This is a genomic window from Thermodesulfovibrio hydrogeniphilus (assembly GCF_054657355.1).
This window is the reverse complement of sequence record NZ_BAAHYW010000001.1, coordinates 1998226-2017163: the sequence shown is the minus strand read 5'-3', so window position 1 is coordinate 2017163 and position 18938 is coordinate 1998226. Positions and strand designations below refer to the sequence as shown.

Annotated in this window: 14 protein-coding genes, 1 tRNA gene and 2 pseudogenes; 12 read left to right on the top strand and 5 right to left on the bottom strand. The window is 36.9% G+C overall.

Features of this window, described 5'->3' with window-relative positions:
• Positions 1 to 6 precede the first annotated feature (6 nt).
• From hisC to acsC, 9 genes are all read left to right on the top strand, one after another.
• Positions 7 to 1116, top strand: coding sequence for a histidinol-phosphate transaminase (hisC, locus tag ACYQ3P_RS10240; RefSeq protein ID WP_460177783.1), 1110 nt, complete (start codon positions 7 to 9; stop codon positions 1114 to 1116).
• A 10-nt stretch (positions 1117 to 1126) separates the two neighbouring features.
• Positions 1127 to 2152, top strand: coding sequence for a 3-deoxy-7-phosphoheptulonate synthase (gene aroF, locus ACYQ3P_RS10235; RefSeq protein WP_460177782.1), 1026 nt, complete (start codon positions 1127 to 1129; stop codon positions 2150 to 2152).
• Between the two features lie 38 nt (positions 2153 to 2190).
• Positions 2191 to 3060 carry a prephenate dehydrogenase gene (locus tag ACYQ3P_RS10230; protein ID WP_460177781.1) on the top strand — a complete coding sequence of 290 codons (870 nt, stop codon included), beginning with the start codon at positions 2191 to 2193 and terminating at the stop codon, positions 3058 to 3060.
• A 353-nt stretch (positions 3061 to 3413) separates the two neighbouring features.
• Positions 3414 to 4826, top strand: coding sequence for an amidophosphoribosyltransferase (gene purF / locus ACYQ3P_RS10225; protein WP_460177780.1), 1413 nt, complete (start codon positions 3414 to 3416; stop codon positions 4824 to 4826).
• Positions 4823 to 5932, top strand: coding sequence for an aminopeptidase (locus ACYQ3P_RS10220; protein ID WP_460177779.1), 1110 nt, complete (start codon positions 4823 to 4825; stop codon positions 5930 to 5932). Before purF ends, ACYQ3P_RS10220 begins: the two co-directional genes overlap by 4 nt.
• 17 nt (positions 5933 to 5949) lie before the next feature.
• Positions 5950 to 7041, top strand: a complete 1092-nt coding sequence (ribD, locus tag ACYQ3P_RS10215; RefSeq protein ID WP_460178077.1) for a bifunctional diaminohydroxyphosphoribosylaminopyrimidine deaminase/5-amino-6-(5-phosphoribosylamino)uracil reductase RibD — start codon at positions 5950 to 5952, stop codon at positions 7039 to 7041.
• A gap of 863 nt (positions 7042 to 7904) precedes the next feature.
• Positions 7905 to 8687 (top strand): dihydropteroate synthase, encoded by a 783-nt coding sequence (locus ACYQ3P_RS10210; protein WP_460177778.1) that lies wholly within the window; start codon positions 7905 to 7907, stop codon positions 8685 to 8687.
• Positions 8688 to 8695: 8 nt separating this feature from the next.
• The gene (locus ACYQ3P_RS10205; protein ID WP_460177777.1) at positions 8696 to 9643 is read left to right on the top strand and encodes an acetyl-CoA decarbonylase/synthase complex subunit delta; all 948 of its coding nucleotides are present in this window, start codon (positions 8696 to 8698) and stop codon (positions 9641 to 9643) included.
• A gap of 3 nt (positions 9644 to 9646) precedes the next feature.
• Positions 9647 to 10993, top strand: coding sequence for an acetyl-CoA decarbonylase/synthase complex subunit gamma (gene acsC, locus ACYQ3P_RS10200; protein ID WP_460177776.1), 1347 nt, complete (start codon positions 9647 to 9649; stop codon positions 10991 to 10993).
• A gap of 17 nt (positions 10994 to 11010) precedes the next feature.
• Here the strand turns inward: acsC and hepT are convergent, their stop codons facing one another.
• The gene (gene hepT, locus ACYQ3P_RS10195) at positions 11011 to 11439 is read right to left on the bottom strand and encodes a type VII toxin-antitoxin system HepT family RNase toxin (protein WP_460177775.1); all 429 of its coding nucleotides are present in this window, start codon (positions 11437 to 11439) and stop codon (positions 11011 to 11013) included.
• Positions 11436 to 11831, bottom strand: coding sequence for a type VII toxin-antitoxin system MntA family adenylyltransferase antitoxin (gene mntA / locus ACYQ3P_RS10190; protein ID WP_460177774.1), 396 nt, complete (start codon positions 11829 to 11831; stop codon positions 11436 to 11438). Before mntA ends, hepT begins: the two co-directional genes overlap by 4 nt.
• Positions 11832 to 12296: 465 nt before the next feature.
• Here mntA and ACYQ3P_RS10185 point away from each other — a divergent pair, with 465 nt between their 5' ends.
• Positions 12297 to 13028: a hypothetical protein gene (locus ACYQ3P_RS10185; protein ID WP_460177773.1), complete on the top strand. Its 732-nt coding sequence runs from the start codon at positions 12297 to 12299 to the stop codon at positions 13026 to 13028.
• 193 nt (positions 13029 to 13221) lie between these two features.
• Positions 13222 to 15354 (top strand): acetyl-CoA decarbonylase/synthase complex subunit alpha/beta, encoded by a 2133-nt coding sequence (gene acsB, locus ACYQ3P_RS10180; protein WP_460177772.1) that lies wholly within the window; start codon positions 13222 to 13224, stop codon positions 15352 to 15354.
• 4 nt (positions 15355 to 15358) lie between these two features.
• Here acsB and ACYQ3P_RS10175 read toward each other — a convergent pair.
• From ACYQ3P_RS10175 to ACYQ3P_RS10165, 3 genes and pseudogenes are all read right to left on the bottom strand, one after another.
• Positions 15359 to 15432 (bottom strand) — tRNA-Met (locus ACYQ3P_RS10175).
• 318 nt (positions 15433 to 15750) lie between these two features.
• Entirely contained in the window at positions 15751 to 16413 is a 663-nt protein-coding gene (locus ACYQ3P_RS10170; protein WP_460177771.1) for a M48 family metallopeptidase, read from the bottom strand.
• Between the two features lie 4 nt (positions 16414 to 16417).
• Positions 16418 to 18553: pseudogene (locus tag ACYQ3P_RS10165) on the bottom strand (type I restriction endonuclease subunit R); the annotation flags it as partial.
• Positions 18554 to 18651: 98 nt separating this feature from the next.
• Here ACYQ3P_RS10165 and ACYQ3P_RS11765 point away from each other — a divergent pair.
• Positions 18652 to 18930: pseudogene (locus tag ACYQ3P_RS11765) on the top strand (transposase); the annotation flags it as partial.
• Between the last annotated feature and the right edge of the window lie 8 nt (positions 18931 to 18938).

Below are 18938 nucleotides of genomic sequence, written 5' to 3'. Positions count from 1 at the left end.
GAGTGTATGATTAAACCACTACCATATGTAGAGAAAATTCAACCCTATGTCCCGGGAAAACCGATTAAGGAAGTAGAAAGGGAACTTGGAATTAAAAAATGTTACAAGCTTGCATCTAATGAAAATCCATTAGGTCCATCTCCAAAGGTTATAGAGGCTATAAAGGAGTTTCTCTCAAATCCTGAAGAACTTGCCAGATATCCTGAAGGTTCAGGATACTATCTGAAAAACGCCCTTTGTGAAATTTTTAGTAAAAAAGGAGTAAAACTCACACACGACGAGATTATTCTTGGCAATGGTTCCAATGAATTGCTTGATATTGCAGTGAAGACTTATTTAGGACCGGGGGATGAGGCTATTATGGCTAAGCCTTCATTTATCGTTTATGCAATGGCAGTAACAGCGCAAGGAGGAGTTGCTAAGGAAGTTCCGCTTAAGGACTGGAGGCATGACCTTGAGGCAATGCTTGAACAAATCACCGAGCGCACAAAAATTATATTCATCGCCAATCCTAACAATCCAACAGGAACAATGAACTACAAGGATGAGTTTAAAAAATTCATGCAAAAGCTTCCAGACAACATTCTTGTTATTGTGGACGAGGCATACTATGAATATGTAAGCTCTTCTGATTATCCTGACACAATTAAATATTTCCTTGATGGCAGGGATATTTTGATTCTCAGAACATTTTCTAAAGCCTATGGCTTGGCGAGTTTAAGAATTGGCTATGGAATAGCAAACAAAGAAATTATAAAAGACATGAATAGAATCAGAGAACCATTCAATACAAACACAATCGCTCAGATTGCAGCAGAGACAGCGCTTAGGGATGAGGAGCATCTGAAAAAAGTGCTGGAGATTAATGAATCAGGAAAAAAATATCTTTACAAAGAGCTTGACAGCATTCAGCAAATCAAGTATCTTCCCACAGAGACGAACTTTATCTATATAATTCTTCCCAGTAATATATCATCAAAGGAGGTATTTGAGTTTCTGCTAAGGGAAGGAGTAATTATTAGACCTGTTGGACCAAATGAGATAAGGGTTACTATTGGTTTGCCAGAAGAAAACGAGGCATTCATTAAGGGATTTAAAAAATTTCTAAAAATATAGGAGGGAAATCATGGATATTATTGTATTAAAGCCAGATGCAACAGACGAGCAAATTGAGAGAATTGTCAAAAAGCTTGAAGCAAAGGGGCTAAAACCTCATATCTCAAGGGGAACAGAGAGAACCATCATTGGAGTTATAGGAGATACTTCAAAGGTAACAGAGGATGAAGAGAATGCTATAAGAGCAATTCCTGCGGTAGAAGAGATTGTAAGAATTTTGAAACCCTATAAGCTTGCAAGCAGAGATTTCAAGAAATCAAACACCATAATTAAGGTTGATGATCTTGAAATAGGTGGCAAAAAAGTTCATGTTGCTGCTGGTCCCTGTGCAGTTGAAAACAGGATTACTCTTCTTGACATAGCTGAAAAGATAAAGGCTGCAGGTGCTACCTTTTTACGGGGAGGAGCTTTTAAGCCACGCACATCTCCATATTCTTTTCAGGGGCTGGGAGTTGAAGGTCTTAAATATCTGAAAGATGCTAAAGAACGAACAGGACTACCTGTCATAAGCGAAATAATGGACCCAAGAGACATTGATGTGATGCTTGATTATGTTGATATTCTTCAGATAGGAACAAGAAACATGCAGAATTTCAAACTTCTCATGGAAGTGGGCTCAGTTGACAAGCCCGTGCTTCTTAAAAGAGGAATGTCTGCTACAATCAAAGAGCTTTTAATGGCTGCTGAATATATTCTTTCAAGGGGAAATGAAAATGTAATTCTTTGTGAAAGGGGCATAAGAACCTTTGAGACAAGCACAAGAAACACCCTTGACCTTAGTGCTGTTCCTCTTTTAAAGTCTTTAAGTCATCTTCCTGTAGCAGTTGATCCAAGTCATGGAGTTGGCAAGAGAGATTTGGTAATTCCTATGGCATTAGCAGCAGTTGCTGCAGGTGCAGATATGTTATTGATTGAAGTCCATACAAATCCGGAAGAGGCTTTATCAGATGGAGAACAATCTCTTACTCCTCAGATGTTTAACGAAATGATGCAAAGGGTTGCTGCTGTTGCAAAGGCAGTTGGAAGGGAATTTTAAGCTTGGTGAGCAGTGGATATTAGTTAGTGGTTGGAAAAGTGTTATTTAATAAAGTTTCAATTATTGGCGTTGGACTGATTGGTGCATCACTTGCACTTGCTATTAAAGAAAAGGGGGGCTCTCCCAATATAATTGGTTATGGAAGAAGTGAAAAAAGACTGAGAGAAGCAAAATCCCTCGGTATAGTTGATCATTTCACTTTGTCCTTAGAAGAAGCTGCTGATGCAGACCTCGTGGTTCTTGCTACGCCAATTGGAACATTTGAGGAGATTGCAAGAGAGATTTGTAAATTTTTGAAACAGGATACGATAGTTATTGATGTAGGCAGTGTAAAGGCTCAAGTGGTAAATAACCTTGAAGAAATTATTGGTGACAAAGCTTATTATATTGGAACTCATCCAATTGCAGGCTCAGACAAAACAGGCTTTGAACATGCTAAGGCAGATTTATATGAAGGTGCAAGGGTTGTCATTACGCCTACAGAGAAGACGCATAATCCCTCATTGAAGAAGATTAAGAAAATGTGGGAAAGAGTTGGAGCTGTCGTTGAGATTATGCCTGCTGATGAACATGACAAAATATATGCCCTTGTAAGTCATATGCCCCATCTTTTAGCCTTCTCCCTTGTAAACACAGTTGCTGAAGTAGACAGCACATTTCTTAAATATGCTGGAAGTGGATTTAAGGATACAACAAGAATAGCAAAGAGTAGTCCAGAAATATGGAAAGACATTTTTTGCATGAATAGGACAAACATTATAAAAATGCTTGATGTTTTTATAGATAATCTCCATACAGCAAAAAAAATGCTTGAAGATAATTCGGAAGAAAAAATAGCAGGTTTCATTCAAAAGGCTAAAATCTTGAGGGAGAGCATTGATGCATCTTCTCATAATTCAGAGAGATAAAAGGGAAAATATTCATAATTTGCGTATTTTAGGCTGAATTTTGCGTTTTTTCTGTGACATCGGAGGCATCTTTTTACCTCGTCAGTGCAATTTGTTCCTTTTCTTCATTGTAGTGCTTTTCTTCCTGATCATTGCGAGGCTATTATTCTTCTGTCATTGCGAAGGTGTCTTTTTTAGTCATTGCGAGGGCACGCAGTGCCCGAAGCAATCTCGCTTTTTTCTACTCTGGCTTACTTCGCGGTTACGGAAAAAATACACGGACAGGCTTGCCATAACTCATGCCTATCTACTTTAGTCACAATGAAAATTACTTTTTTCGCTTAACTATGTTAAAATAAAGAGTTTAATAGAAAATGAGCGAGCAGAGTTATTTTCATGATATTCATGAAGAGTGCGGTATCTTCGGGATTTATGGACATCCTGAAGCAGCCAATTTAACTTATCTTGGACTTTATGCCCTTCAGCACAGGGGACAAGAAGGTGCTGGTATTTGCTCATCTGACGGCAGTAAGCTTTATCTTGAAAAGTCATTAGGACTTGTGGCTGAAATTTTCAATGAGAAGGTGCTTAAGAACCTCCCTGGACACATTGCCATTGGACACAATAGATACTCAACGACAGGCTCAAGCACTTTAGAGAATGTTCAACCATTGGTTGCCTCGTATAGTTTAGGAAGTATTGCAATAGCCCACAATGGTAATCTTATTGATATTGATGAGATGAGGAACAGACTTGAAAGGGATGGTGCAATATTTCAAAGTACATCTGACAGTGAAATAATTCTTCATCTGATTGCAAGGGCAAAAAATGGCTCTGTCTATGAAAGAATTGCAAATGCTGTAAGGCAGGTATCAGGTGCTTTCTCCCTATTGCTTTTGACTGAAAAGGACTTAATTGCTATAAGAGACCCTTACGGTATAAGACCCCTATGTTTAGGACAGCTACAGGATGCCTATGTAGTAGCCTCTGAAACATGTGCCTTTGATTTGATTGGTGCAACATACATAAGGGATGTTAATCCCGGAGAGATGCTTATAATTAATGAAAATGGTTTGGAGTCAATAAAAATCTTTAACTCAACAAAAAGGGCTCACTGTGTTTTTGAGTTCATATACTTTTCAAGACCTGACAGTTATATTTTTGATAATATATGCGTAAATACTATCAGAAAAGAACTTGGCAGACAGCTTGCAAGGGAACATCAGGTGGATGCAGATATAGTAATTCCTGTGCCCGACTCAGGAGTGCCAGCAGCAATAGGATATTCTGAACAAAGCGGAATACCCTTTGATTTTGGATTAATAAGAAATCATTACATCGGCAGAACATTCATAGAGCCAAAGCAAAGTATCAGGCACTTTGGCGTAAAAATCAAGCTAAATCCAGTGAGGGAAGTTTTAAGGGGCAAAAAAGTCGTGGTAATTGATGATTCAATTGTCAGAGGAACAACTTCCAAGAAAATTGTAAAAATGATAAGAGAGCTTGGTGGTGCAAAGGAAGTCCACATGAGAATCAGCTCTCCTCCTACAATTGGTCCTTGCTTCTATGGCATAGATACTCCAACAAGGCAGGAACTAATTGCATCTTCCCATAAAATAGAAGAAATCAGAAAATACACTACAGCAGACACGCTGGGTTATTTGAGCTTGGAAGGTCTAAAAAGGATTATTCCAAATTCTGACCTATACTGCATGGCTTGTTTTACATGCAAATATCCAATAGAGTTTAAATTGAAAAAACTTTCCCAGCTGGAGCTTTTTGAATGAATCTTAAAGCCCTTGAAAATATCTTTAAAATAAACCTGAAAACCAAGCCCCATGAAAAAGTGCTTATATTCACTGATTTAATCAGAGACGATGAAGCCCTTTCTCCCAAAGAAAAAAGCAGAAGAGAGTCACTGCGATATGTTGCATTGACTTTGCAAAAAATTGGCAAAGGATTTTGCAAAGATATCCTGTATTTTGAATACCCCTCGCTTGGCTCACACGGAATTGAACCTCCTGAAGAACTCTGGAAACTTGCATTTGGTAATGAGGCGCTAGAGGAAATCAAGCAAACAGGATTATGGGAAAAACTTCTTGCAAAGGAGATAGGCAAAAAAGAGCTAAATATGATAAAAGATGTTATCAAAGCCCATAAAGCCTCTGCTGTAAATGCTGTTGTAGCGCTTTCCAATTTCTCAACAAGCCACACAAATTTTAGAGACCTCTTAACAAAATGCTGTGGCACAAGATACGCAAGCATGCCTCTTTTTGATATAGCTATGCTTGATGGCGCAATGAATGCTGACTGGAAGGCAGTGCATCGCAGAGCTTTGGAGCTGAAGGGCATTATTGATGAGGTTGACGAGATACAAATAGAATCGCCAAATGGCACAAAAATAAAGCTTTTCAAAGGCAGAAGAAAGGTTCACATTGACTCAGGAATTTTATCCCGCAAAGGAGCATTCGGAAATCTTCCAGCTGGAGAAGTTTTTCTTGCACCATTAGAAGGTACTGCAGAAGGAATTCTCGTTATAGAATGGGCTCCTACGCGAAAGCTTGACTCACATTTGATTTTGAAAGTTGAAAAAGGCATGGTTGTCTCAGTTGAAGGAACAGAGCCTTACAAAGAGGAGCTTGAAAGTAAGCTCAATGAAAGGCATGAAAACAGAAACATTGCAGAGCTTGGAATTGGTGTTAACGATAAAGCAACGCATCCAGACAATATTCTTGAGTCAGAGAAAATTTTAGGCACAATTCACATAGCTTTGGGTGACAACTCATCCTTTGGTGGAAAAGTAAGGACATCCTTCCATCAGGATTTCATCTTTTTTGAACCCACAGTCTATGGCATTAAAAATGGCAAAAAAGTAAAGATATTGCCCCTTTAATGCCCATGAAAGAGCCAATGGAGATTGACGAGTTTTTCATGAAAAGGGCTCTATCGCTTGCCAAAAGAGCCAATTGGAAAACATCTCCCAATCCAATGGTAGGTGCGGTCATAGTAAAAGACGGAAGAATCATCTCAGAGGGATATCACAAAAAAGCAGGCTTGCCCCATGCAGAGGCAGAGGCAATAATCAAAGCTCAGGAGTCTCTATCAGGTGCAACTCTTTATGTCACCCTTGAGCCATGCTGTCACACAGGAAAAAGGACACCTCCATGCACTGATGCAATAATAAAAGCGGGAATTTCAAGAGTTGTAATCGCAATGAGAGACCCTAATCCAAAGGTCTCTGGACGAGGAATTGATATACTTCGTTCTCACGGAATTGAGGTAACAGAAGGCATATTTGAAAACGAAGCAAGAAAGCTCAATGAGTTTTACATAAAATACATAACCACTAAAACACCCTTTGTAATTCTCAAAATAGCAATGACTCTTGACGGAAAAATAGCCACTCCAGAGGGCGAGTCAAAGTGGATAACATCTGAAAAATCAAGGCATCTTGTGCATCAGCTCAGGTCAAGGGTTGATGCATTACTTTCAGCCTACGGCACAGTGCTTAAAGACAATCCCCGTTTTACTGCGAGAATAAAGAATGGCAAAAATCCAACAAGAGTAATCATTGACCCGGAGCTTAAAGTTCCATTGGATTACAATGTTTACACTCTCCCTCCCAAAACCATTGCTGTTGTGCATGAAAGCATGAAAAACAATACAAAATCAAAGAAGCTTCAAGAAAAGGGCGTTGAAATTTTATATTTTTCCACTGAGAAAGTAGACCTCAAGTGGCTTATGCAGGAGTTAGGCAAAAGAGAAATAACATCTGTTCTAATTGAGGGAGGCTCATCTTTAAACTCCTATGCCCTATGGAGCGGAGTGGTAGACAAAGTCATGGTTTTCATTGCTCCCAAAATCATAGGAGGACTCCATTCTTATCCTTCAGTTGGTGGAAAATTATACAAAAAAATTTCCGAAGCCTTTGAACTCCAAAACATCAGCCTCAAACGAATCGGCAACGACATTCTTATTGAAGGCTATCTGAAATTAGCATAAGTAACGCAACCTCGCCGAGAAACCTTTTTGTCATTTTTTTCCGTCATTGCGAAAATTTTATCCGTCATTGCGAGCCTCACCGAAGGTGAGGCGTGGCAATCTCGTCTTTTACCTTTTACGTCTCACGTCTCACATTTTACGAATACTTAGAGACTGCTTCGCCACATTGAGTGGCTCGCAGTGACACACTTCACCGTCATTGCGAGGCATCCGTAAGGATGCCGAAGCAATCTCTGAAATTGCCACGCTGTAGCTCTGTAGCACTGTCGCTCTATGGCACTATGACGGGGAGATTGCTTTGTCGCTTCGCTCCTCGCAATGACTGAAAAAGGTGGTCATTGCGAGAATCCGAAGGATGCGAAGCAATCCCATGCCTTGTTGAAAAAGAAAAGAAAAATTGTCTCGCTTTGCTTGGAATCGCAATTATAGTGAAAAAGATTCCATTCACAAATCACCATCCACCAATTACCAGTCACTAATTAGAGACTGCTCCGCCCCAGATTGCCACGCTATCGCTCGCAACAGGGGGGCTCGCATTGACAGTGTTGCGCATGAAAAAACGAGATTCCTTTGGGTACTGACGCACCCTCGCAATGACGAAAAAGAAAATCTTTTCCACTCACAAGAAAAGGGTTCGCAATGACTAAAAAATTCAAAAAGTTTTTGAGGATTTGTAAATTAGTGTGGTAAAATTTTAATTTAAAGTTAGATTGTGCGATTAGTAAGTGTCATTGCGAGAGTAGCGAAGCGATCTCGTCTTTAAGTTTGCTTCTTAGTTTTTCGAACTACTCGCAATGACAACTTAACAAAGGTTTTATAAAAATCGCTCAATTTAATGTTAAAGTTAAAAATGAGGAGGAAGAATGTTAATCATTGGTGAAAGATTAAGTATAATTTCAAAAACTGTGCGTGAGGCAATACAAAAAAGGGATAAAGAACCAATTCAAAGAATTGCAATTGAGCAGTGGAAAGCAGGTGCTCATATGATAGAGGCAAACATTGGACCAGCAGAGGACTCTGGAGCAGAAATTATGGAGTGGATGGTAAGAACAATTCAAGAGGCAGTGCCACTTCCTGTATCCCTTGACACTACAAATCCTGTTGCAATGGAGGCAGGACTTAAAGTACATAACAATGAATGGGGAAAACCTCTTATAAATTCTGCATCTTTTGATCCTGAAAGATTTGTAATGTTTGAGCTTGCGGCAAAATACAATGTTCCAATAATTGCACTTACAGTTGGAAAAGGCGGAATCCCAAGAGATGCAGAGGAAAGAGTTGACATTGCAGCACAGCTTCTTGAAAAGGCTGCGGAGTATGGCATTTCCTTTGAAGATATTTATCTTGATCCTTTGGTTTTGCAGATTTCAACATCTCAAAATCAGGTAATGGAGGTGCTTAAGGCAATAAAGCTTTTTCAGCAACTTAATGATCCTCCAATGAAAACTATTGTGGGATTGAGCAATCTTTCAAATGGATGCCCAAAACACCTTCGTCCAATTTTAAACAGACATTTTCTTACGCTTCTTATGTATGAAGGACTTTCAGCAGCAATTGTAAATCCAGCTGAAGTTATAGAGACAATTAAAACAATAGAAGTTTTAATGGGCAAAACCCTTTATGCCCATTCATACCTTGAAATCTGAGGTGCAGTATGAACTTTACAATACCAAAGGAAAAATATACAGGGAAAATTCCTGAAATAGTATTTGGTTCAAAAAAAATTGCAAAATTTGGTGGAGAAAATGCTCTTCCATTTCATTTTTTTGAAGGAGATTTTCCGAATAAACCTTTAATAGCATTTGAAATTCAAGACTACCCTCCAGAGGACTATCCAGCAGAGCTTGAAAAAGTTTACTCCTCAGTTTGGGATGATGTTGTAAGGTGGGCAAAACTTTGTGAATCCTTTGGTGCAGAGGCAATTGCCCTAAGGCTTATGAGCACTCATCCAGACACAAAAGATTCAAAACCTGAAGAGGCAGCAGATAAAGTAAAAAAATTACTCTCTGAGGTAGAGCTTCCACTCATTATTCTTGGAAGCAATCATACAGAGAAGGACTCTGAAGTTCTTCCAGTAGTTTCAGATGCAGCAAAAGGTTTCAATTGCATAATTGGAAAAGCTCAGGAGGCAAACTACAAAACAGTTACTGCATCTGCAATTGCTGGTGGACACAGCCTTATTGCAATGTCTGAACTTGATGTTAATCTTGCAAAACAGCTAAATATTCTCATTAATCAAATGGGATTTCCCCATGAAAAATTAATAATAGACCCAATGTGTTCAGCTTTAGGATACGGATTTGAATACACATACTCTGTAATGGAGAGAATAAGAATTGCTGGACTCATTCAAGGAGATACAATGCTTTGCAGTCCAATGGTTGCAGATGTTGGATTTTATGTATGGAAAACAAAAGAAGCACAAGCATCTGAGGAAGATGCTCCACAATGGGGAAGTCTTTATGAAAGGGCAGTAATGTGGGAGGCAGTAACAGCTTGTTCTTTTCTGCTTTCAGGAGCAGAACTTTTAATAATGAGACATCCAGAAGCAGTCAAGATAACAAAAAAATTCATTGATGACTTATATTCTGTGAAGGAGTAATAAATGGCACTAACAGGAATAGAAATTTTTAAGCTTTTACCAAAAACAAACTGTAAAAAGTGCGGATTTCCAACATGCCTTGCCTTTGCAATGAAAGTTGCACAAGGACAGGCAAGCATTGACCAATGCCCTGAAGCATCAGAAGAAGTCAAGACAAAGTTAAAGGAAGCTTCAACTCCTCCAATAAGAGGAATTGAATTTGGAACGCAGAAAAATAAGTTAAAAATTGGAGAGGAAAATGTTTTATTTAGGCATGAAAAGAAATTTAACAATCCAACAATCCTTGCAGTTAAGATAAAAGACAGAGAGATTTTAGACGATGATACAGTATTAGATAAAGTTTTAAGCTCAGAAATTGAAAGGGTTGGACAGATATTAAAAATTGATGCAGTGTATTTAAAGAATGAATCAGAAAATGCAGAAATATTCATTGAGGCATTGAAAAAAATAACAGAAAAAGCAGAAATTCCTTTAATTTTAGGTACAGATTTTCCTGAAATTTCAGATAAAGCATTGGATTTTCTTAAAAACCAAAGACCAATTCTTAGCTATGCCACAGAGGATAATTTTGCTCAAATGGCAGAGGTTGCAAAAAAATACAATGTTCCCCTTGGTGTAAGTGCAAAGGGAATTGAAAATGTGATTTCTTTGGTTGAAAAGGTTAAAGAAAAGGGTGTTGAAGATATTATAATTGACACACAGCCAAGCACTGCAGGAGCTCTTCTTAGAGATAACACAATTATAAGAAGAGTTGCACTTAAAAAAGGCTTTAGAACTTTAGGATATCCGATAATAACTTTTTTAAATGCGGATGATGACTTTTATGAAACTGTGCTTGCCTCTTTGTCAATTCTAAAGTACTCATCAATTGTTGTTCTGAGTGGCATTTCTTCTTGGAAAAATCTCATTCTTTTTACGCTTAAACAAAATATTTACTCAGACCCTCAAGTTCCGATGCAGGTAAAGCAGGATATTTACAAAATTGGTGAGCCAGATGAGAACAGTCCTTTGATTGTGACAACAAATTTTGCCTTGACATACTTTCTTGTTAAAGGTGAAATTGAAAACAGTAAAGTTCCTGCATGGCTTGCAATAATGGACTGTGATGGATTAAGCGTTCTTACTGCATGGGCAGCAGGAAAATTCTCTGCAAGCAAAATTGCTCAATTTATAAAAGAAAGCGGAATTGAGGATAAGATAAATCACAGGGAACTCATAATCCCAGGCTATGTAGCAATGCTTAAGGGAGCAATTGAGGATAAACTAAAAGACTGGAAAGTTATTGTTGGCACTAAGGAAGCCAGTGCTATACCAGCCTTTTTGAAAAATTATGTTAGGGAAAAGAAATAGAAACTATTAATTACAACTTATTTCAAATCTAAAGATTTTTCTATTTGATTAAGATATTCTCTAATTTCATTTAGTTTGCTTAATATTTGGTTGCAAATAATTTTACTGTCAATTTTTTCATAATCGTGGGCGAGAAAATTTCTAAGGCCTGCAATTTTAGCAAATTCATAAGCAAATTCATAAGCAAATTCAGGCTGAAGAACGCCATTTTCTCCTAATATATCAATAGCTTCATGATAACTCTGAGGTGTTCTAAGTTTTTTATATTTAATAACCATTTCAGCAAGTGAGATACAAGAATCGGATGTAAGATATAGATAATACAAAAGTGAACCTCTGTAAATTGGATCAATGTCAAATCTTGTTTTGCAATCATTCTTTAAGGTTTCTATCAGATTTAGATAATATTTTATCTTTTCAATTCTATTTCTTATATTTTCAATCATTTTCCGATTATTGCCATTCTTTGTTCTCTAAAATCAATAGCTCTATGCAGTGTATATACCTCAAACTCTTCCCTTAATTGAGGAGCTTGGTCATAAATCACAATACCATGTCTAACTATTTCTTCAAGTAAAATTAAATTTTCAATTACATTCAAAACTACCAAGTCAATATTATTTGTTTTCAAAGACCTACAAATATCCGCGTATAAAGAAAGTTTCAATTCAAATAATTTTTCTCTTTCTTCTTTAAAGTATACTGCAATGTCTATATCACTTAACGGAGTTATGTCCTTTTTTGCTACAGAACCAAAAAGATAGGCAAAAAGAACTTTATCGCTATATTTTTGAAAAACAGAATTCAATGTATTTTTTATGCCTTCAATTGTCAACATAAGAATATTTAACTTCAATGCTTTTTATTATGTCAAGAAAATATATACCCAAAAATAGCGATAGAAACCTAAAATTACCAAAACCATTTGCAAGCCTTACCGAAGGCTATTCGTTGCAATCTCGGAGGTTGCTTTGCTACGATTGCAATAAAGAAAAAGGGTGGTCATTGCGAGGCATCCTCCCCACTTCGTCATTGCGAGGCATCCGTCAGGATGCCGAAGCAATCTTGTCTTATACTTTTCACTTCTTAATTTTTGCGAATTTTCAGAGACTGTGTCATCTCCTTCTATGGTTTGCTGCGAGGGTATAGAGATTGCTTCACCATAGCTCCAACAAGTGAGCTGCATTGACACATTTTTAATCGACTATTTTTTGAGTATACTGTTGTCCAATTTGTTAAACCAAAAGTTCCGATATTAGCCGAAGTTATTGATTTTACTGAATCATTTTTGTTAGCATTAGATATGCAAACTATTTACAAAATAGAAACTTTTGAAGACTTACTTAAAGCATTAAAGGAAAGAGAGGATTGGCTTGAACAGCTAAGGGCTCTTATTTTAACTGAAGAACTCCTTTCTTTACCTAAAAAATTTGATGAATTTGTAAAAAAAGATTTTAAGGAACTAAAAGATAAAGTAGGAAATCTCGAAACAAGAATGGATAATCTCGAAACAAGAATGGATAATCTTGAAACAAGGATGGATAATCTTGAAACAAGGATGGATAATCTTGAAACAAGGATGGATAATCTTGAAAAAAGAGTAGCGAAACTTGAAATAGATGTAGCAGAACTTAAAGCAGAGAATTTTGAGAGAAAAGTAAGGGAAAAAGCACCTGCTTATTTTGGAAAATTAATTAGGAAATGCAAAGTAATTGGATTTGAGGAGCTTGCAGAAATTTTGGAGAAAGCAGTTGATGAAGGAAAGATAACAGAGGAAGAAAAAGATGATGTTTTAAACATAGATGTTGTAGTTACAGGATTTTTAAAGGAAGATAGACAGCAAAAAGTAGCGATTGCTGCTGAAGTTTCAGTGAAAGTTGACAAAGAAGATGTAGAGAGAGCAAGCAAAAGAAAAATAGTTCTTGAAAAAGCAATGGAAATCCCTGTCTTAAGTGTTTCAATTGGAAGAGAATTTTCTAAATCTGTCAAAGCCTTAGCTGAAAAGTTAAATGTTATCTTAGTTTCTTGTCATTAAATTTTGATGACTTACTTATAAGTTTTAAGTGCAGTGGAATTTTTCGGGCTGCCTAATTTAATTTTTCAACTTGACACCTCCGATTTATCGCAAGTTCTAAAATTATTTTGACAATTCTCATTTCTTGAAGGATTGATTCCAAAGGAATACTTATTGTGTTTATAATATCTATATTTATTCAGGAGGAAGGAAAATGATTGAGCAGTTGATAAATCTTGCAAAAAAAGTCTATGAAGATTTATTAAAGGAAACAGAAAATCTTATAAAAAAAGCACAATCTAACATTCAGCAAATAGAATTCCCTGATACAGCATATGGAATGCCTTTAATCTATGCTCTTGAAGGATTAAAAATAACAGAAATGTCTCAACTGAAAGATTTTTTTGAAAACTTAAAAAAAGAAAATTTTTCAGATGCACTGACACTTGCGCTTAATTATCTTTATCTTGCAGAAATTAATCTTGCCTTGAAATACCTAATCAATGAAGAGCCTGAAAAACAAGAAGATTTTGTTTTTCAGGGATTTTTAGGAGACACTATACAGAGAACTCTTGGAGTTCAGCTTGTTGATGGTAGAATTCCTGCAGTAAGTGTTTTGCTTGGCAGTCTTGATATTGATAAACTTACTTCAATTGTAAAGGAACTTCAGGAAAAGAAAATTTTAACCTTTCTCATTGGACCTATTGCAAAAGATTTTTTAAAAACTGGAGAAAGGACAGGTTTTGATGCCTATGTAGTTACTGTTGGCACAAAAACAGAGCATGCAGTTTATGTAATTGATTGGGCAGTCAGGGCATCCTTAATATTTGGTGGACAAACCGCTGGAGACAAAGATGCAATTATTGATTATGTAAGAAAAAGGGTGAATGCCTTTGCATGTGCCTTTGGAAGTATTGATGAAAAATCAGTAGCAATTGCCTTAGGTGCTTCAGTTTTTGCAATTCCTGTAATTACTGACCAAAATCTGCCAGAACTTAAAATTCCTGAAATAGCAGAGTATCCTTTACTTGTCTCAGAGACTGATTATAAGAAAACAGTTAAAAAGGCAATTGAAACAAGGGGATTGAAAATAATTGTAGAAAAACCTCCTATTCCTGTATCCTATGGTCCAGCTTTTGAAGGCGAAAGAGTAAGAAAAGAAGACACATTCATAGAATTTGGTGGACAGAAAACACCTGCGTTTGAATTAGTAAGAATGAAGGATATATCAGAGATTGAAGATGAAAGGGTTGAAATAATAGGCAAAGACTGGAAAGCTCGTTATGAGGCAGGTGACAGGATGCCATTGGGAATAGTTGTAAATGTTGCTGGCAAGAAAATGCAAAAAGATTTTGAGCCTGTACTTGAGCGTCAGATTCATACATTCATAAATGAAGCTGAGGGACTTTGGCACATAGGACAAAGGGATATTAATTGGATAAGAATAAGCAAAAAGGCAAAGGAGGCTGGAATAACTCTTGAGCATTTAGGAATTATAATAGCAAGCATGATGAAAGCAAGATTTCGTAGCATTGTTGATAAAGTTGAAGTTTTGCTTTATGTAGATGAAGAAGATGTATTGGCTCTAAGGGAGGAGGCAAGAAAAGACTATAAGCAAAGGGATTTGAGGCTTGCAACACTTATAGACGAGGATGTAAGCGAATTTTACTCCTGTCTTCTTTGTCAGAGCTTTGCACCTAAACATGTATGCATTATAACTCCTGAAAGACCCGGGCTTTGTGGAGCATTTACTTGGCTTGATGCTAAAGCAGCCTATGAAATTGAGCCTACAGGAGGAAACCAGCCTGTTTCAAAAGGCAAACTTATAGACAGTATCTACGGTAGATATTCAGGCGTTGATGAATATGTCAGAAAGAATTCAGGTGGTGAGACTGAAACCATAAATCTTTACTCAATTATGGAAAATCCAATGACATCATGTGGATGTTTTGAATGCATAGTTGCAGTTGTTCCAGATGCAAATGGAGTAATGATTGTAAATCGTGGATACAATGGAATGACTCCAATAGGAATGAAGTTTTCAACACTTGCTGGAATGATTGGCGGTGGAGTTCAGACTCCCGGATTTATGGGAATAGGTGTAAATTACATTACCTCAAGGAAATTTCTTAAGGGAGATGGTGGAATAAGAAGGATTGTTTGGATGCCTCGTGAGCTAAAGGAAAGAATAAAAGAGCCTCTTAAGAAAAGATTAGAAGAGGAGGGAATTCCTGAGCTTTTTGATAAAATTGCAGATGAAACAATTTGCGAAGATATTGAATGTCTTTTAGATTATCTTGCAAAAGTTGACCATCCTGCCTTAGAGATGGAGCCGATCATAAAATAAAAAATGGCGGCGAAGGGATTCGAACCCCTGACACGACGGATATGAGCCGTCTGCTCTGACCAACTGAGCTACGCCGCCGATTATTATATAATATACCAAAACTCACCCTTACTTGGCAAATTTCAGTTAATCAATCCTCTAAAGATGACCAAAGTCTTTTAGCCATTTGAAAATTAAGTATTTCTTTGCTGTCATTGCGAGCATCCCCGATTATTTTTGCTGTCATTGCGAGCATCCGAAGGATGCGAAGCAATCTCTTTGAAGAGGAAAAGGCAAGATTGCTTCGCTTAGCTCGCAATGACGAGGAGGAGAGAGAGACTGCTTCTCTCCAGATTGCCACGCTATCGCTCGCAACAGGGGGGCTCGCAGTGACGAGTGTCTATCTCTATTTTTCAGTTACTCAATCCTCAAAAGATAACCGAAGTCTTTAAGCCATTTGCTTTGGATTTTGTAATCAGGCATCATAATTTTGACTATGTTCCAGAATCTTTTGGAATGGTTTCTCTCAATAATATGGGCAAGTTCATGTACCACAACATAGTCAATAACACTTAATGGAGCCATAATCAAACGCCATGAAAAATTCAGATTACCCCTTGAAGAACAAGAACCCCACCTCCGCATAGCATTTGAAATCTTTATCTTGTTATAGGTAATACCTCGCTTTTTTGCATAAAACTCAACTCGTTCAGAAATTTTTTCATAGGCTGACCTTTTATACCAATCTAAAAAAACTTTCTTTGCATGCGGCAAGGCGGTCTTTGAAAGATAAAATCCATTTTCAAATCTCAAAGGCTCTAATTGCTCCTCAACTATAAATAGCTTATACCATTTTCCAAGATAAAGAAATCCTTCTCCATTTACAAACTCTTTAGGCTTGTATTTGGCTCTGCTATTAATCTCCCTCTTCCTTTTCTCTATCCATCTTCTGTGCTTTAATATTACCTGCTTGATTGTCTCCTCACTCACATAAAAAGGCGCCTTAACAATCAATTGCGCATCCTCAGTGACAGTAAGGGCAATAGTTTTCCTTTTGCTTTTTATTACTTTGTAATCCATATCCTTACCCTTTGCCGTAGATATGATAGGCAAGTTCCATTATTTTCTGTGCTATCTCATTTCTTTTTTGCAAAATTGAAGATGTCTCTCTTGTATGATAAATCTCTGGCTTTTCAGTTACCGCAGAAGTATCTATCTTTTTAGGCAATTTATCAAGAAAACGAGCTATTATAAAAGATTTTAACTGTTTTTGTTTATTATAATTTTCCCAGAAATCAATGACTTTTGTATTTGCTTCTATGATCTCAAGCACATCCTTTGTTAGAGTAATAAGAAAATCTAAATCTTCATTTGACAATGTATTAACTGATTTTTTACCGAATATCTCTCTTTTTAAAAGCCCGAAAAATGGCATCTCCTTTTTAGGATGGAAACCAAAATTCTGCTCACCTTCTCTGCCAGCCTTGATATCATTTCTAATTTGTTCAAGCTCTTGGGCAAGCTCATTCCAGTTTTCTTTATATTGTTCAAGAACTGCTTTGAGTCTATCAGAAAATCTTTCATAAAATTCAGGATCTTCTTCAAAATGCTTAATGATATGCTCCTTGATAGCATGTTCAAGGGTTTGAGCTTTTTCTCTGCTTGTTTTGTTTTCAATCTTTTTTATAAATTCTGATTCAAGTAGTGGAGTCGGCGGGATTTTTGGATTTATACCATTGGAAATTAGAAACTCTTCAACTATTTCCCTTACCCTCTTGCTCGCATCTTTAATGCTTAGTTTATCATCTCTGTAGCGATTCCTCGCTGATTCTTTGATAAAGCTGAGTATTTTTAAATCAGTGGCATATTTCAAAGCGGATGGATCTGGGAGCACAATGTCCATTGCCTTTATAAATCGTCTTGCAAGGGTAATAAATTCATCTCTTACTTTTTCATCAACCAATAAATCTATACAGTCATCAATAGCTTCTCTCCAGTTTTCTATGCGGTTGTCTCTAAAAAACTTATCAATTAAACTATGTGTGTGTCTCAATTCATCAATACTTTTACTCTTGTTTTTTACCACACTGGTTATTTCTTCAATATCCTCATCCGCATAAATAGAAAGGGCTTCTTTTAAATGTTTCAGCACGCCTACATAGTCCACAACAAACCCGCAACTTTTATTTTTATAAACCCTATTCACCCTGGCGATGGCTTGTAAGAGGTTATGGGCTTTTATAACAGTATCAAGATACATCACCTGTTCAATAGGTGCATCAAAACCTGTAATAAGCATACTTTTAACAACGAGAAAACCCACATCTCCAGAAATACCGCTTTCATCTTTAGCATTAAAGGGAAGTTTAAAACTTTTTATTATTTTTTCATGTTCTGCAGGATTGGTGTAAGGACGGTATACTGGCTCATCGTTTGGCTCTCCTGAAATAACCACTCCTGCTTTTACTCTCTTTAAAAGTTCAATATCTATATGCTCGGGGTTATTTTTTTCAAGCTCGCTAATCTTTTCTTTTAAAGCCTCCTCCAAAGCCTTTTTATATCTTATAGCAGCAAGCCTTGAAACCGCGACTACTTGAGCTTTAAATCCGTTAGGAAAAACATGTTTCACATAATGCTCTACCATATCTCTTGCCTTTTCTTTGATAACTTCTTCAGCTTCCAGATAGGCTTTCCAAGTATATTTACCCATAATCTTTTTTTGTTCATCTTTGTCTACCAGTACAAAAACATCTTCAAATTTTGCATTAGCCTTTTCTTCATCTGTAAGCTCAGCGCTATGAACCCGTCCCTCGTAGACAATCTCAACGGTTACACCATCGTCTTTGGCTTGCCTGATACTGTATTTATCAATACAATCACCGAAAGTCATCTCGGTCTTCTCAATAGGAGTTCCTGTATAGGCTACTTTAACGGCATTAGGAAGAGCTTTTCTGAGATTTGCTCCCAAATACTTATACTGTGTTCTGTGTGCCTCATCTATCATTATGGGAATATTCGGAGATTTATTCAGCATAGGAAACTCTTTTTGCAAATCTCTCTCCTGAAATTTATGAATCATACCCATAACTAAATCGGGAGTGTCGGTTTTTAAAAGTTCTTTAAGTTTTTCTATGTTATCTGCCAAATGAACCGTATAGCCAACAGATTTTGAAGTATCACTAAGCTGTTTTTGAAGGTCTTTTCTATCTGTAATAAAGAGACTGTTCAAAAACTTACAAACACCTGAAAATCAAGCATTTGTAAGCTATTGCTTTTTTTCTTTGCCCCTAAATCATTAAAATATCTTAATCCTTTTATATCGGAGGACAAGCAACGAGAAGACATAATCAACCTAACTTTGCTGACAATATCATTTCTCAAATTATACCTCTTGATGACCCCCTTAAAATTCTTTTCAGCAGTATTCACTTCTCCTTCATATATGAACTTTGTAGAGATAAGTACTCCTCCGTCGGTAGGCAAGGCTACAACCCTGTTAGTCTTTTTAAAGCACTTTTGCTCATTTATCTTGGATATGCCAACTCTAAAAGAGACCTTGCTAAAAAGCTCAAGTTTGACGGTAGACTCTGCTTTCTCTGCGGATT